We start from the raw sequence: 15,720 nt of genomic DNA, 5'->3' as shown, positions 1-15,720 counted from the left end.
ATAAATTAATCCAACCTAGCATGCCAAACTTCAACCCAACTCGTGTAATATGTGGCGCAATTCTACCAGCTCTTTGGTCTGTGTGACAGGGTTAGAATAGAATATTTGTTATAAATCCCATTAATTTCTTAGAAGTAACCACGTTTCAGGGGGCTGTTTGAGCAAAAAATTATTTAAATCAGGTCTAATAGTTAGTGTTATGACATTGATTTCTCGAGTATTAGGCTTGGTCCGTGATGTGGTTATTGCGAATCTTATGGGAGCCGGTAGTAGTGCTGATGTGTTCTTTTTTGCTAATAAAATCCCTAATTTTTTAAGACGTTTATTTGCTGAAGGTGCTTTTGCGCAGGCGTTCGTGCCGGTACTGACTGAGTATCAGGAAAAAATGACTCCAGAAGATACTCGTGAGTTGTTAAGTAAGGTTGCAGGTACTTTAGGGGTACTGGTTACGATTGTAACCTTAGTTGGCGTTGTGTGTTCACCAGTGCTTGCAGCACTTTTTGGCGGTGGCTGGTTTGTCGATTGGCTAAATGATGGCCCCAATGCTGAAAAATTTGAACTTGCTTCAGTGATGTTAAAAATTACCTTTCCTTATTTATGGTTTATTACCTTCACTGCATTAGCCGGCTCAATTCTCAATACTCGCGGGCGCTTTGCAGTGTCAGCGTTTACGCCGGTTTTCTTAAATGTGGCCATCATTACCGTGGCTTTATGGTATGCACATACGTTAGAAAATCCTGAGATTGGCTTAGCTTGGGGGGTATTTTTTGGCGGCCTTATTCAATTTTTGTTCCAAATCCCATTTTTGATCCGCGAGAAAGCGCTCGTTAAACCTTCATGGGGATGGAATCATCCTGGCGTAGTGAAAATCAGAACTTTGATGATCCCTGCATTATTCGGGGTGTCGGTATCACAAATTAATTTATTGTTTGACACTTTTATTGCCAGTTTTTTGATGACAGGGTCGATAAGTTGGCTCTACTACGCCGATCGACTATTGGAGTTTCCTTTAGGCTTATTTGGGATTGCGATCGCGACTGTTATTCTCCCTGCACTGTCACAAAAACATGTGAATGCCGAAGGCAGTGGCTTTAATCACACTATGGATTGGGGGGTTAAAGCCATTTTGCTACTGGGGACTCCGGCTATGTTAGGATTAATCGTTCTGGCTAAACCCATGTTAATGGTGCTGTTTATGCGAGGTGCATTTAGCGTTAATGACGTTGAAATGGCATCGTACAGCTTGGTTGCATACGGTTGTGGTTTATTAAGTTTTATGATGATTAAAGTGTTAGCGCCGGGATACTATTCGCGCCAAGATACTAAAACACCGGTTAAATATGGCATCATTGCCATGGTGAGTAATATGGCCTTTAACCTTATTTTTGCGATTCCATTTGGTTATGTGGGGTTAGCTATTGCGACATCAATGTCTGCGTTATTGAATGCTGGCTTGTTATACAGAGGTTTGCATAAGGCGGGCGTTTATCAAATGAGCCGACAAACCTTGTTTTTCTCATTTAAAGTGATCATCTCTACAGCATTGATGACTATTGCACTTGTGTATTTTATGCCACAACAAAGCATATGGCTTGAATGGCACACTTTTGAGCGGATGTTTATGTTAATTGAGCTTATTGTTGGCGGCGCAGTTATTTATCTGTTGAGTTTGCTTGTGTTGGGTGTTCGACCTTGGAAAATTAAACGTCAGAGATAAATTATCCTATTCTAATTGCAGGGCGAGTATCGGCAGAATATCCTAAATCGACTGTAATAATCTCAGGTTGAAACTCGCATCTGACATTGGTTTGGGTATATAATCTGCCGATTTGCAATAGGCAGTATTGAGCGTAATGGAATTAATCCGCGGTATACACAATATTTTAGCTTCTCATCATGGTTGTGTTTTGACCATTGGGAATTTTGATGGTGTCCATCGTGGCCATGCGCAAGTGATCAGTAGCTTGGTGAGTAAAGCACATCACTTTCAATTACCCGCAACGTTAATGACGTTTGAGCCTCAACCGCAAGAACGTTTCCGAGGTGCTGATGCGCCGGCTCGACTTAGCCTCCTTCGCGATAAAATGAGGTTACTAGACGAGCTGAAGATTGATCGGCTACTTTGTATCAATTTTACTGAAGCTTTTGCTAATCAACCTGCTGAAGCCTTTATTGAAGAGTTATTAGTCAATAAGCTTGGCGTTAAATATTTGGTTGTTGGTGATGATTTTTGCTTTGGTAAAGGTCGCTTAGGTAATTTCGAAATGCTTGTTGCAGCGGGTAAGAAGTTTGGCTTTACCGTTGTCAGTACCCAAAGTTTTGTTGTTGGCTCGTCGCGAGTAAGCTCTACTGCGGTAAGAGAGCAACTGGCGTTAGGGAACTTGGAGCAAGCAAGGCGTTTACTTGGCCATCCTTTCATTTTAAGTGGTAAGGTTGCTCACGGACAAAAATTAGGCCGTACGATCGGTTTTCCAACCGCTAACATCGCGTTAAAGCGACATGTGGTACCGATTCGAGGCGTCTTTGCCGTTCGTTTGTACTGGGATGGCAGTGATATATATGATGGAGTGGCTAATGTGGGCTTCAGGCCCACTGTCAATGGTCAAACCTGCAGATTAGAAGTCCACTTGTTTGATTTCACCGGTGATTTATACGGTAAACGAGTGGAAGTAGAATTAGTAGCAAAGATCCGTGATGAACAACCTTTTGAGTCATTGGACGCGCTAAAAAAACAGATTTTAAATGATGCAAATGAAGCTCGCGCTTTGTTTAGCAACGATGCTAGCTGAAATGAATCAGCTTTAAATAATGGTATGGGATCAATGAGCGACTATAAATTTACTTTGAATTTGCCGGAAACAGAGTTTCCGATGCGCGGTAATTTGGCAAATCGCGAGCCAGAAATGTTAAATAGCTGGACGCAAGATGGACTGTATCAACAGATCCGTGAAAGCCGTATCGGCCGTAAACCTTTCATTCTGCACGATGGCCCTCCATACGCCAATGGCAGCATTCATATTGGTCACTCTGTAAACAAAATTCTTAAAGACATCATTATTAAGTCAAAAACCATGTCTGGTTTTGACGCGCCTTATATTCCTGGGTGGGATTGTCATGGACTACCTATTGAGCTAAAAGTTGAGCAAAAAGTCGGTAAGCCTGGCGTCAAAATTTCTGCGGCAGAGTTTCGTGAAGAATGTCGTAAATATGCTGCTATTCAAGTTGAAGGTCAGCGTGATGACTTCATTCGTTTAGGTGTATTAGGTGATTGGCAAAACCCATATCTCACAATGGATTTTTCAACTGAAGCAAATATCGTTCGTTCATTGGCAAAAGTGATTGATAGCGGTCATTTGCACAAAGGTGTTAAGCCTGTGCATTGGTGTACCGATTGTGGTTCAGCGCTAGCTGAAGCAGAAGTTGAATACGAAGATAAAACATCTCCAGCCATCGACGTGGCTTTTGTGGCTGTTGATAGCCAAGCAGTTGCAGCTAAATTTGGCGTTGAAAATTATGCTAAACCAGTGGCAATGGCTATTTGGACTACAACTCCTTGGACGATTCCTGCTAACCGTGCGTTAGCATTAAGCCCTGAGCTAGATTATAGCTTGGTGGAATTTGTTAAAGACGGCAAAACCACCACATTGATTTTGGCCCAAGTTTTAGTCGAGTCTTGCCTTGAGCGTTACGCTGCAGAGTCACACATCATTTTAGGTGAAGTAAAGGGCGCTGAGCTTGAGTTAATGCGTTTTAGCCACCCATTTTATGCGTTCGATGTGCCAGCCATTTTAGGCGATCACGTTACGACTGACGCGGGTACTGGTATTGTACATACCGCACCAGGGCATGGTCAGGACGATTTTATTGTTGGTCAAAAATACGGTTTAGAAGTGGCAAACCCCGTTGGCGATAATGGGGTTTATAAAGCTGATACTGAATTTTTTGCCGGTCAGCATGTCTTTAAAGCCAACGCCAATGTGGTTGCGCTGTTAGAAGAAAAAGGCGCGTTATTGCTGCATGTTGCTTATCGTCATAGTTATCCACATTGCTGGCGCCACAAAACACCGATTATTTTCCGTGCTACGCCACAGTGGTTTATCTCTATGGATAACCATGGTTTACGCTCGCAAGCATTAAAAGAAATTGAGCAAACCAAGTGGATCCCTGATTGGGGTCAAAGCCGTATCGAAAAAATGGTTGAAAATCGTCCCGACTGGTGTATTTCTCGTCAGCGTACTTGGGGCGTACCGATCACCTTATTTGTTCACCGTGAAACCGATGAATTGCATCCAGACAGTGTTTCACTAATGGAACGTGTCGCGCATCGCATTGAACAACAGGGTATTCAAGCTTGGTGGGATTTAGATGCCAGTGAGTTACTCGGTGATGAAGCAGAACAGTATCGTAAAGTGACTGACACATTAGATGTATGGTTTGACTCAGGTTCATCATTCTCATCTGTTGTTGCTGCGCGCCCAGAGTTTCATGGTCATGGCGTTGATTTGTATTTAGAAGGGAGCGATCAGCACCGTGGTTGGTTTATGTCATCATTGATGATTTCAACGGCGATGAATGGTACTGCACCTTATAAGCAAGTGTTGACTCATGGTTTTACCGTTGATGGTAAAGGCCGTAAGATGTCAAAATCTGTTGGTAACGTGATAGCGCCACTACAAGTGATCAATAAGCTTGGGGCTGACATTTTACGCTTATGGGTTGCCGCAACGGATTACAGTGGCGAAATGACCGTATCTGATGAAATTTTAAATCGTAGTGCTGACGCATATCGTCGTATTCGTAATACTGCTCGTTTCTTGTTAGCGAATCTAAATGGTTTTAACCCAGAAACAGACATGATTGCCTCAGAAGACATGGTCGCATTAGATCGTTGGGTTGTTCGCCGTGCAGCGGTACTGCAACAAGAAATTATCGAAGCGTATGATCAATACAACTTCCACCAAGTGACCCAAAAATTGATGCAGTTCTGCTCTGTTGAGCTAGGCAGTTTTTATCTTGATATTATTAAAGATCGCCAGTACACCGCGAAGCAAGAAGGTCATGCTCGTCGTAGTTGTCAATCTGCGCTTTATCATATTGCCGAAGCTATGGTTCGTTGGATGACGCCAATCTTAAGCTTTACCGCCGACGAAGTTTGGCAGCAGCTACCAGGTAAGCGTGAAAAGTATGTGTTTACTCAAGAATGGTATCAAGGCCTAGAAGCGGTAACGCTTGACAGTGATTTAAGTGATGATTATTGGGAAAAACTATTAACTGTCCGTAATGAAGTCAACAAAGTGCTTGAACAAGCGCGTCGTGACAAGCGTATTGGTGGTTCATTAGAAGCTGAAGTCACATTGTTTGCTGATGCTGATTTAGCGGCTGAACTCGCCAAGGTGGGTGATGAGTTGCGTTTTATCCTTATTACTTCAAAAGCGGCCGTGGCGGATATGTCACAAGCCGGTGATGACGCCATCGAAACAGAATTAAGCTCACTTAAGCTAGTGGTAGCCAAAAGTTCGGCAGAGAAGTGCGAGCGTTGCTGGCACTATCGTGAAGAAGTTGGCACCATTGAATCTCACCCAACATTGTGTCAACGCTGTGTGACCAATATTGAAGGTGAAGGCGAACAACGCAATTTTGCTTAAGGAAGTAACACAATGAGTACTGTGCCATTAACATGGAAAGACAGTGGCTTGCGTTGGTATTGGGTAGCTGCATTGGTGTTTTTAGCCGATCAGCTATCTAAACAATGGGTTTTGGCCAATTTTGAATTGTATGAGTCTATCAAACTGCTGCCATTTTTTAATTTCACTTATGTGCGAAACTATGGCGCTGCGTTCAGTTTTTTAAGTGATGCTGGTGGCTGGCAACGTTGGTTCTTTACTATTATAGCTCTCGGCTTTAGTACTTTACTCACCGTATGGCTTCGTAAACAGTCACACACGATATGGCGGAGTAATTTAGCCTTTACCTTAGTTATTGGTGGCGCACTGGGCAATTTAGTTGATCGTTTAATGCATGGCTTTGTCGTTGATTTTATCGATTTCTACTGGCAAACCAGCCATTATCCAGCGTTTAACATTGCCGATTCAGGTATATTTGTGGGTGCAGTACTGATCATCTGGGAATCATTTAGACCAGATGCAAAGTCACCAAAGGAGCAAGATTAACTGTGACAGATTTAACTAAACAAGATGGTCGCTCATTGGTGTGCCATATGAATATTGTATTAGAAGACGGATCGACCGCTGACAGTACTAAAGCATCGGGCAAACCGGCGCGTTTTAATATTGGTGACGGTAGCTTAAGTCCGGCTTTTGAAGATGAACTTAAAGACTTGAGTGAAGGTGATAAGCACAAGTTTACCTTAGCGGCAAAAGATGCTTTTGGTGAGTCAAATCCAGATGCAATCCATTATATGGACAGAAGCCGTTTTCCAGCTGATATGAAGCTTGAAGACGGTGTCATCGTCAGTTTTGCAGGCCCAGGTGGTAGTGAAATACCGGGTATCGTTCGTGATACTGCTGGTGACTCAATTACTGTCGATTTAAACCATCCACTTGCTGGACGCACGCTTACGTTTGAGCTTGAAGTGGTCAGTGTTATAACTGATTAAAAAGGTATCACATGTTAAAAGTTGATCCGACGTCTCCTGAACTGAGTATTTTGTTGGCTAATCCTCGCGGTTTTTGTGCTGGGGTTGATCGTGCAATCAGTATTGTTGAGCGTGCTTTAGAATTATTTGAACCACCAATTTATGTTCGCCATGAAGTGGTACATAATCGCTATGTGGTTGAAAATCTAAAACAGCGTGGTGCGCTTTTTATCGATGAACTTGATCAGGTTCCAGATAACAGCATTGTTATTTTTAGTGCCCATGGTGTATCTCAGGCAGTAAGAAAAGAAGCCAAAGATCGCGGTTTAAAAGTATTTGATGCTACCTGTCCTTTAGTGACAAAGGTGCATTTGCAAGTCACTCGTGCAAGTCGTAAAGGTATCGAGTGCATTTTGATTGGCCATCAAGGGCACCCAGAAGTTGAAGGCACAATGGGACAATACGATAACCCTAAAGGTGGTGTTTATCTTATTGAATCACCTGAAGATGTTAATAATCTTCAGGTTAATAATCCTCAGAACTTATGTTTTGTTACTCAAACCACACTGTCTGTTGATGACACTTTAGATATCATCAGTGCATTACAGCAACGTTTTCCTTCAATTGAAGGGCCCCGTAAAGATGACATATGCTACGCAACTCAAAATCGTCAAGATGCAGTACGTAGTATGTCTGCAGAAGTGGACTTACTGATTGTTGTTGGTTCTAAAAACAGTTCTAATTCAAATCGTTTGCGTGAACTGGCTGAAAAAAACGGTACTCAATCTTATTTAGTTGATACCGCTGCTGATGTAGAAGCTGCATGGTTTAACGGCGTAAAGAAAGTCGCTGTCACAGCCGGTGCTTCAGCGCCTGAAGTGTTAGTTCAACAAGTTGTTAACGCGATAGCGACATTAGCACCGAGTGTGATAACTGAAGTTGAAGGCCGTAAAGAAGATACCGTTTTCGCCGTACCTGCAGAATTGCGTTAATTGTTACGTTCACAATAACGTTAGTTATTTGTTTAATTTCAATACGATAAAAATATTAACCCGCAACTTAATTTAGGTTGCGGGTTTTTTGTACTTAAAAAATGAACCGAGTATAATACCAATAAAATATTTCGAGCTATTAATCATGCTTAATATACAAAATTGATACTATCTGATTACATTTAACTCAGCTATCATCTATATATTAAGTAATACTAGCTTGGCGCAACAAAATTTAAGGTCGTATTCTCTAATATTGATCTTTGCAGGAGGTTTGACGCTTATGTCACCTAAAAGGAATGGATTTTCCTTGATTGAAGTTATGGTCTCACTGGTTATTCTGGTGATAGGCCTTATTGGCATTTTTAATCTTCATATTATTTCTAAACAAGGCAGTTTTGAGTCTTTCCAGCAAACTCAAGCTTCGTATTATGCCAATGATATTATTAATCGAATGCGCATCAATAGCAGTCAATTAGCCACTTACAATGGTACCTATACTGGCAGTACGATAGTATCGGCAAAATCTTGTGATGTTGCGGTTGGAGCAAACGTTATTTGCACTAATATTGAAACTAGAAATTGGGACTTATTTCAATGGGAGCGTGCATTTTTAGGCACAAGTGAAAAGTCGTCAGACAATACAAATGTCGGTGGCTTAGATTCACCAACAGCATGCATTAGTGTCAATGCTCCTAATGTTACCGTTGTTATTACATGGAAGGGGGTACGTACTTCATCTGATGGCGCTGAAGGCCAAGCCAATGTGGTTAAAGACTGTGGCAGCAGCAGTGATCGACGACGTACCTTGGCTATCAATACGGCGATAATAACATGATAAGAGTATTTAAATGTCAACAAGGCATGTCGCTTGTTGAATTAATGGTTGCGATGCTGATTAGTCTATTTTTAACGGCTGGTCTTTTTACCATGTTTAGTATGTCTTCTAGTAACGTCACAACCACAAGCCAATTTAATCAGCTACAAGAAAACGGTCGAATTGCTTTAGCTATTATGGAGCGAGATCTCAGTCAGCTAGGTTTTATGGGCGATATTACAGGCACTGACTTTATCATCGGCAGTAATACTACTATCTCATCTACCGCGGTAGCAGCAGATTGCTTGGGTGCGGGTCTTAATAATGCCAGCTTTCCTAATGTACAACCGTCACATTTCCGTCGGTTATGGGGTTATGAGCAGGGAGTGAGTGCAGAAACCTTAGCTTGTATTACGCCGAATAGTAACACTGATGTTATTCAAATTAAGCGTCTAATCGGGCCGCCTGCTACAGTATTAACTGCAACTCGCTATTATGCTGCGTCAACTTCTAATGAAATTGTTTTTTTTAACGGTAGTGCAGCGGCTCCTGGACTTGCGAATAGTCGGTTATGGGAATACCAACACCATGTCTACTTTATTCGAGATGATGGTAATATCCCAGTATTAAGACGCCGTACTTTATCTATCAATAATGGCATGAATAACGAAGAGCAGCTCGTTGAAGGCGTAGAAAATATGCGGATACTGTATGGCTTTGATAGTGATGGTGACGGTACTGCTGATAGCTATATGCCTGCACAAAATGTAACAACGTTAATGTGGGATAACGAATTATTTCAACGTTTAGTTTCTTTAAGGGTATTTTTACTGGTTCGCTCAAGCGAAGAGGACAGAAGCTATAAAAATAGTAATAAATATAAGCTTGGTGACAAGACGATTGGGCCACTTAATGATAGTTACCGCCGTAAGGTTGTTTCAAGTACGATTATTTTAGAAAATCCTATATTAATAAATACTTAGGTAATAGTTTTTATATTAGTCAACTTACAATCTTGGTTGTTAAGCCGACTATCAAATTAGTGTCAAGGTGAAGGCAATGATCAAATCTATAAAAAGGCAGCAAGGTATTGTGTTGTTTTTTTCATTAATCATATTAGTGTTAATGACCTTGATTGGTGTTGCATTAGCGGTCAATTCAACTCAGTCATTAAGAATGGCGGGGGCAGGCTCTGAACGCTTAGAAGCTATGGCATCAGCCAAAGGGGCACAAGATAAGGCCATCTTGGCTAATTCGGGTAGTACCATGGCCACAATGTCAGCTGTCTCTACAACAGTTGATAATGCTTTAGGTGTATCAAATACACTTACACCAATGACTGTTGGCGATGTGGGTTGCCAAAGAAGCACAAAAGCTAGTTCAGGTAATTTAGTTAGTTGTCGTCGTATTGAAATCTCCAGTGCAGCAACATTTGGCCGAAGTGATATGGGTCTAGTTACTGTCGTGGCAGGCATAGAACAAGAAGTGTTAACGGGGAGTTAGTCATGTTTTTTAAACAATTATTATCTACATTGCTATTTGCTATCTTGGCTTTCTCATCCATCAGTTTCGCCGATGATACTGAGTTGTATGTGCTTGAGTCTACCGCTCGTACTGGTTCTAAGCCGCAAGTACTGATTATTTTTGATACATCAGGCAGTATGAGTACTAGTTTTAAAACAGATGAGCCTTATGAACGAGGTAAAGAAAACACCTCAAATGGTTCATTAAAGGGCGATACTAAACTGTATTTTACTCGCAGTAGTTCTAGTATTCCTGCGGTAAGCAGCAACCAGTTTTTTTTACATAGTGTTAATGGCTGCGATGTGGGTGAAAAATACCTTGAGGATTATGGTATGTTCACTGGATATCTTCGCGAGCATAAGTATGTTGGTGAGAACGGCGTATGGTCTGAATTACCGTTAACGGATGGCCGCTCAATTAAGCAAGTAGATTGCTATGAAGATGTTGCTGAGCGTAACTATTATAATAATGGTACTAACTTTTATGGTTTTCCTGTTGATGGTTTAGGAACCAGCGCGGATCCTATTCGTTATGTGGCAGCAAATAATTCATCATCCACAGCTGAAATAGATGCCGCAATAGAAAAGTCTAAGTTGACCAATTTTGGTATAGGGCAACCAGTCACGTTATATACTGAAAAATATGTAAGCTGGTATCACAGCACTAAAAATCAAAAAAAATATTCAAGATTAGAGGTGGCACAACGTGTAATTGAAGACACTATTGTCACAACACCAGGTGTAGATTTTGGGTTATCTGTTTTTAACCGAAATTATGCAGATGGCTCAAAAAGTGGTGGCCGTATTGTGTATGGTATCACTACAAATAACGAATCGAATAAGTCGAACTTATTGACCACAATTGGCAAGTTTAAAGCTGATGGTTACACGCCATTATGTGAAAATTTATACGAAGCTTATCGTTACTTTGCTGGTTTAGGGGTTTTCTACGGTGATGACGATGATAGCCAAGATCCAGAACGAGATAAAACGATAGAAAAGGATAATAGCTATATTTCTCCATTTTTTGGCAAGCAATGTCAAGATAAAGCCTATGTTATTTATGTGACAGATGGTGAGCCAACCCGTGATAATAATGCTGATACTGAGATTAGAAAACTTTCTGGTATTACAAACGCTAACAAATATTCAGGGAACTTTTTGCCCGCCCTTGCTGGTTGGTTAAATAGCAATGACGTCAATACCACTATTGATGGTACTCAGACTGTATCGACTTACACTATCGGTTTTGGTTCTGATGCAAGTTCAGTAGCGGCTATTCTGAAAGAAACTGCTACTCGTGGTGGTGGTGCAACCTACACAGCTGCTGATGCTCAAAAATTACAAGAAGCATTACAGTCCATTTTCTCTAATATTTTAGAAACTAATTCCAGTTTTACCTCTCCATCTATTGCGAGTAATAACTTTGATAGAACCCAAACATTAGACTCAGTTTACTACGCGATGTTTTTACCTAATGAAGGTCCTCGGTGGGTCGGCAACTTAAAAAAGTTTAAGGTTACTGGATCGGGAGACATAGTTGATAAAAATGGTGATGATGCCATTGGTGATGATGGAAACTTAGCCTCATCTGCATGTTCTTACTGGACTGATAATTCCGTCTGTACTGCCACAAGTGGTGGCGGTGATGGTAATAACGTTGAAATTGGTGGTGCATTAACCAAGCTTCAATCAACCCCTACTCGAACGTTATATGGTAATTTTGGTGCTGGTGGCGCTATTAAGGCCTTTACCAAATCAAACGCTGCAACCAGTCCTGGTATTAGTAGCGAAGCGGCTTTAGCTTCCTTTATGGGGGTCGATAAAACTGAACTTACCAAATTATTTGATTGGGCTAAAGGTGTCGACGTTGATGATGAAGACAAAGATGGTTCAACAACTGATAAGCGTTCAGATATTATGGGCGACCCACTGCACTCTAAACCGTTAGCCATTAACTATGGTACTGCCGGGTCCCCAGATATACGTATTTTACTTGGCACCAATGCTGGCTTTTTACACATGTTTAAAGACAGTGGTTCGAGTGTTGAAGAGTCATGGGCATTTATGCCCCAGGAATTATTACCTAACCTTCGTGAGTTAAGGGCAAACGTACCAACAGGCGTTCATTCTGTTTACGGTATGGATAGCCCGCCTGTTGCATATGTAAAAAGAAATGCATCAGGTGCAATTGATAAAGCTTGGTTATTTGTGGGTATGCGTCGCGGGGGGAAATCTTATTATGCCCTTAACATTACAAATCCTGATTCACCACAATTTATGTGGAAAGTTGACCCGAGCTCCACTGGGATGAGTGATATGGGCGAGTCTTGGGCTGAACCAGTGGTCACGTTCATCCCTGGCGTACCTGCAGGCAATACCTCTGCGGATACAGCCTCTCCAGTGGTTATTATTGGCGGTGGATATAACCCTTCAACAAAAGATAGTGCTGGAGTTGGTACTGATGACACTACCGGCCGCAGTGTTTATATTTTAAACGCTGAAACTGGAGCCCTAGTTTATCGATTTGGTACAGGTTCTAGTGGAACACAATTACCTGGTATTGTTGACAGCATTCCAAATAGCATCGCAATATTAGACAGCAACAGTGATAAATTAACTGACAGATTATATGCAACTGATACAGGGGCTAATATTTGGCGTATGGATTTACCTAGTGCTTCACCGACTAGCTCTACCAGTCCGTGGACTGCGTTTAAGTTTGCGAGTTTAGGAGGTTCCACACAAGCTACTGATAGACGATTTTTTGCAGAGCCTGCAGTGGCGCAAACGGTATTTACTAATATCTCTGAAGTATCAGTCACTGACTCGTCTAATAATACAACCACGAACCTGACGTATCAAAATATCCCTTATGATGCTGTGACCGTTGGCAGTGGCCACAGACCGCATCCTTTAGATACAACGCGCTCAGATAAGTTTTTTGTTTTACAAGACCGTAATGTTGTTACTAAATCGTTTACTGGTGCGGCAGGTAAAGAGATACCTGCTCCGTTGGAGTTAGCAAATCTTTATAATGTATCTTCTACGCCTCCGAAAACTGAACAGCAAAATATTGAGTTTGGTGCAAAACGAGGTTGGTATTATAACTTCGCCGCTAAAGGAGAAAAAAGTTTATCGGCCTCTACAATCATCCAAGGAAAAGTGTTCTTTACCTCTTATGTTCCTGGGGATAATACATCTGCAAACCAATGTTTAGCCATTGGTCAAGGTCGATTATACGGTTTTGATTTACACAAAGGTACTCGTTCATATACTCAAGAGTATTTAGAAATGGGCGCTCGAGTTCCTGATACTCCTCAGTTAGTTATACCGCCTAATGGAACATCAGATAGTTATATGTATTTAATTGGTATTGGTTCTGCTGGTGATGACATGGATAAAGTGGATGATGAGGGGGATGGGTGTGCTGCTGGTGATGATAAATGTATCGGTGGTGGTTTAGGTATTAATAAAATTTATTATCATATTGATGAGTAGGAATGAGTAAAAAAATGAAGCAGCTACAGTTCGGATTTACATTAATTGAAGTGATGATCACTGTCGTGATAGTGGGCATTTTAGCTTCAATAGCATATCCTAATTATACTCAGTTTGTTGCTAAAGGTGCTCGTGGTGACGGTTTGGCTGGGGTGATGCATGTCGCCAATTTACAAGAACAGTATTATTTAGATCATCGAAGCTTTGCAACTGATATGACTAAACTTGGGTTGAATGCAGATCCTTGGATTGTTGAAAATACCTATTATAAGGTTGATACAACGCTGAGTGGTGATGATTATACCGTGACAGCTACTGCTGTAGGAGTACAAGCGACTCGTGATACGGCTTGTGCAACGATATCTTTAACCTCAACGGGCGCTAAGTCACCTTCGGAGTGTTGGAAATGAGAACAAACATAATATTCACAGCAATTTTATATTTCTTGAGTACTTCCTCTGCTTTTGCTGAAGATAAAACTGATTATATTCCGTATAAATGTCATATAGAAACACCCAACGGTCCAAATATTGCCGTTTTTGTATGGGAAAAAAAATCAGTTGTACAAGAGCAAAGTGCTCTACTCGCGGAATACGTGCCAACAATATCTAACGAACGTTTATTGGTTAAACGAGTTGTTGAATGCATTGCAGAAGATAAAAAATTTAAAGATGCACACTTGCGAGAATTAGATGAACAAAGAACTTATTAATTCATTTCATCACTAACATAAAGAAGGCTTACCTAGGTAAGCCTTTTTACTAACTGCAAGCAATGGTGGTACTAACTTTAGACATTCTGCCTGACGAATTAATATTTACGGCCTCAGATGAACTACTGTCCGCGCTGCCTGGGCAATAACGCAAAGTGCCGCTGTTGCCATTCGCCACCATACCATCAGGGTTAAAACTGTATCGTGATAAATCTGATTTAATAATATCGTTACTGTTAAATGCATCTACCTTGCGTAATACTACATCAGCAATACCATTGGTTGTATCCATAGTGCCAATAGTGCCATTATCAATGAATATGCTAAAACCCTTGGTCCAGTCACTGCCACATGATGTCGATGCCATTGGGCAGACTGAGACTCTACTGCCATAACTAACTGCTTGGCTACGCGCAAATACAAATGATGATTCAATTGTACTGATAGCGCTTCTTGCTCGAATACCTTCATAAAGGCTGGTCAGCGAAGGCACTCCAATTGCTAACAGTATTGCAGCAACTGCAACAGTGACCATCAATTCTACTAGGGTAAATCCAGATTGTATTTTTTTCATGCAAGAGTCCTCCGCCATATAAGCAAGAGTATAACCAAGCACAACCTGAATAACAGTGTTTTATTGACTATTTGCGGACATCTGTCGCAATCAATTTCTTACGTGTAAATTTGTCATTTTACGATTCGCTAAAGTTTGCATGTTATATTTTTCTTCTTTGATATCCTTACCCTCCCAGCTTGATTAACAATAACCGCTTTTGCATATTCACTATCAACCTTTCCAGGGCAATAAGTTAATGTGCCATTAGTGCCAGAGGCAAGTCCATCAGGTTGAAAGCGGATCGCCGGGCGGTTATATCTAATATAATCATTTTCATTAAACGGTGATGTCTGTTGGAGTAGTTGGTCATTCGCATCAAGTTGATTTTTTTCACCTTGGTCAATAAAAACACTTAGCCCAAGACTCCAATCCTCAGAACACACGTTTTCAACTAAAGGGCAAACCGTTACCCTTGCACCGTAACTTATGGCCATATTTCGGCCTAATTGAATAGTTTGTTGAATAACTTGAATATTACTTCTGGCTCTGATTTGTTCAATCACGTCATTTAATGGGGGGATAGCTATCAATGACATAATTGAAGCGACTAGCGTGGTGATAATAACTTCAATCAAACTGAAGCCATTTTCTTGAATAGAAAATCTCATCGTTGTTCATCCTTAAACGTTGTCAGCTGCGTCCTGCAGCAAGATTAGGTTAGTATAGAAAATGAACAGTGGATTTGCTGCGAAATATCTTTTCATAAATACGTAAAATAGCCGCGACAATTGGCAGCGCTTTCAAGTAAGATATTTGAATGACGTTAGCAAGCATATAAACTGTAATTAGGACATATGCTTAATCATCCTCTGCAAAGGATAACAATAATTTTCAAACAGTCTTTGCCATGTATTAGCGTGCAAATACCTGTTGTAACACAAATGGTGAGTTTTATATTGCAGACGTGAAGCGATCTTTATATCGATTTATCTCATCTCTTATACCGAGTAGGGTTAATCAACAA

14 protein-coding genes are annotated in these 15,720 nt (G+C 41.0%); 12 read left to right on the top strand and 2 right to left on the bottom strand.

From position 1 onward, the window contains the following. Window positions 1-157 precede the first annotated feature (157 nt). The 12 genes from murJ (at window position 158) to H5185_RS16785 (ending at window position 14,140) form a co-directional block, all read left to right on the top strand. Window positions 158-1,717 (top strand): murein biosynthesis integral membrane protein MurJ, encoded by a 1,560-nt coding sequence (murJ, locus tag H5185_RS16840; RefSeq protein WP_124017145.1) that lies wholly within the window; start codon window positions 158-160, stop codon window positions 1,715-1,717. 136 nt (window positions 1,718-1,853) lie between these two features. Further along, window positions 1,854-2,789: a bifunctional riboflavin kinase/FAD synthetase gene (gene ribF, locus H5185_RS16835; RefSeq protein WP_124017146.1), complete on the top strand. Its 936-nt coding sequence runs from the start codon at window positions 1,854-1,856 to the stop codon at window positions 2,787-2,789. Between the two features lie 33 nt (window positions 2,790-2,822). Further along, window positions 2,823-5,645 (top strand): isoleucine--tRNA ligase, encoded by a 2,823-nt coding sequence (ileS, locus tag H5185_RS16830; protein WP_182742673.1) that lies wholly within the window; start codon window positions 2,823-2,825, stop codon window positions 5,643-5,645. 21 nt (window positions 5,646-5,666) lie between these two features. After that, a complete protein-coding gene (gene lspA / locus H5185_RS16825) occupies window positions 5,667-6,170 on the top strand; it encodes a signal peptidase II (RefSeq protein WP_182722571.1) in 504 nt (167 codons plus the stop codon). A gap of 2 nt (window positions 6,171-6,172) precedes the next feature. Continuing rightward, complete coding sequence (gene fkpB / locus H5185_RS16820) at window positions 6,173-6,616, top strand: FKBP-type peptidyl-prolyl cis-trans isomerase (protein ID WP_124017148.1); 444 nt, start codon at window positions 6,173-6,175, stop codon at window positions 6,614-6,616. Between the two features lie 41 nt (window positions 6,617-6,657). Further along, on the top strand, window positions 6,658-7,587 hold the full coding sequence (gene ispH / locus H5185_RS16815; RefSeq protein WP_182722572.1) for a 4-hydroxy-3-methylbut-2-enyl diphosphate reductase: 930 nt from the start codon (window positions 6,658-6,660) through the stop codon (window positions 7,585-7,587). A gap of 283 nt (window positions 7,588-7,870) precedes the next feature. Beyond that, a complete protein-coding gene (gene pilV, locus H5185_RS16810) occupies window positions 7,871-8,425 on the top strand; it encodes a type IV pilus modification protein PilV (RefSeq protein ID WP_182722539.1) in 555 nt (184 codons plus the stop codon). After that, window positions 8,422-9,387: a PilW family protein gene (locus tag H5185_RS16805; protein ID WP_182742672.1), complete on the top strand. Its 966-nt coding sequence runs from the start codon at window positions 8,422-8,424 to the stop codon at window positions 9,385-9,387. Before pilV ends, H5185_RS16805 begins: the two co-directional genes overlap by 4 nt. 88 nt (window positions 9,388-9,475) lie before the next feature. Continuing rightward, window positions 9,476-9,907 (top strand): PilX N-terminal domain-containing pilus assembly protein, encoded by a 432-nt coding sequence (locus tag H5185_RS16800; RefSeq protein ID WP_182742674.1) that lies wholly within the window; start codon window positions 9,476-9,478, stop codon window positions 9,905-9,907. A 2-nt stretch (window positions 9,908-9,909) separates the two neighbouring features. Next, the gene (locus tag H5185_RS16795) at window positions 9,910-13,428 is read left to right on the top strand and encodes a pilus assembly protein (RefSeq protein ID WP_182722541.1); all 3,519 of its coding nucleotides are present in this window, start codon (window positions 9,910-9,912) and stop codon (window positions 13,426-13,428) included. 2 nt (window positions 13,429-13,430) lie between these two features. Further along, entirely contained in the window at window positions 13,431-13,838 is a 408-nt protein-coding gene (locus H5185_RS16790) for a type IV pilin protein (protein WP_259395256.1), read from the top strand. Next, window positions 13,835-14,140 (top strand): TapY2 family type IVa secretion system protein, encoded by a 306-nt coding sequence (locus tag H5185_RS16785; protein ID WP_182722542.1) that lies wholly within the window; start codon window positions 13,835-13,837, stop codon window positions 14,138-14,140. The genes H5185_RS16790 and H5185_RS16785 overlap by 4 nt, the downstream gene beginning before the upstream one ends. A gap of 49 nt (window positions 14,141-14,189) precedes the next feature. On the opposite strand, the gene H5185_RS16780 is transcribed toward H5185_RS16785, so the two are convergent. Beyond that, a complete protein-coding gene (locus tag H5185_RS16780) occupies window positions 14,190-14,714 on the bottom strand; it encodes a GspH/FimT family pseudopilin (protein WP_182722543.1) in 525 nt (174 codons plus the stop codon). 128 nt (window positions 14,715-14,842) lie between these two features. Further along, window positions 14,843-15,364 carry a GspH/FimT family pseudopilin gene (locus H5185_RS16775; protein WP_182722544.1) on the bottom strand — a complete coding sequence of 174 codons (522 nt, stop codon included), beginning with the start codon at window positions 15,362-15,364 and terminating at the stop codon, window positions 14,843-14,845. Between the last annotated feature and the right edge of the window lie 356 nt (window positions 15,365-15,720).

The sequence above is a fragment of the Shewanella sp. SG44-6 genome (genome assembly GCF_014164185.1).
GTDB lineage: Bacteria > Pseudomonadota > Gammaproteobacteria > Enterobacterales > Shewanellaceae > Shewanella > Shewanella vesiculosa.
The sequence above is the reverse complement of the archived record's forward strand: the minus strand, read 5'-3'. Positions and strand labels throughout refer to the sequence as shown.

Excerpts from the sequence above, each read along its gene's own strand:
- H5185_RS16790 (WP_259395256.1), top strand. The coding sequence starts at position 13,431 with ATGAGTAAAAAAATGAAGCAGCTACAGTTCGGATTTACATTAATTGAA.
- H5185_RS16795 (WP_182722541.1), top strand. The coding sequence starts at position 9,910 with ATGTTTTTTAAACAATTATTATCTACATTGCTATTTGCTATCTTGGCT.
- pilV (WP_182722539.1), top strand. The coding sequence starts at position 7,871 with ATGTCACCTAAAAGGAATGGATTTTCCTTGATTGAAGTTATGGTCTCA.
- H5185_RS16785 (WP_182722542.1), top strand. The coding sequence starts at position 13,835 with ATGAGAACAAACATAATATTCACAGCAATTTTATATTTCTTGAGTACT.
- H5185_RS16775 (WP_182722544.1), bottom strand. The coding sequence starts at position 15,364 with ATGAGATTTTCTATTCAAGAAAATGGCTTCAGTTTGATTGAAGTTATT.
- ribF (WP_124017146.1), top strand. The coding sequence starts at position 1,854 with ATGGAATTAATCCGCGGTATACACAATATTTTAGCTTCTCATCATGGT.
- H5185_RS16805 (WP_182742672.1), top strand. The coding sequence starts at position 8,422 with ATGATAAGAGTATTTAAATGTCAACAAGGCATGTCGCTTGTTGAATTA.
- ileS (WP_182742673.1), top strand. The coding sequence starts at position 2,823 with ATGAGCGACTATAAATTTACTTTGAATTTGCCGGAAACAGAGTTTCCG.
- H5185_RS16780 (WP_182722543.1), bottom strand. The coding sequence starts at position 14,714 with ATGAAAAAAATACAATCTGGATTTACCCTAGTAGAATTGATGGTCACT.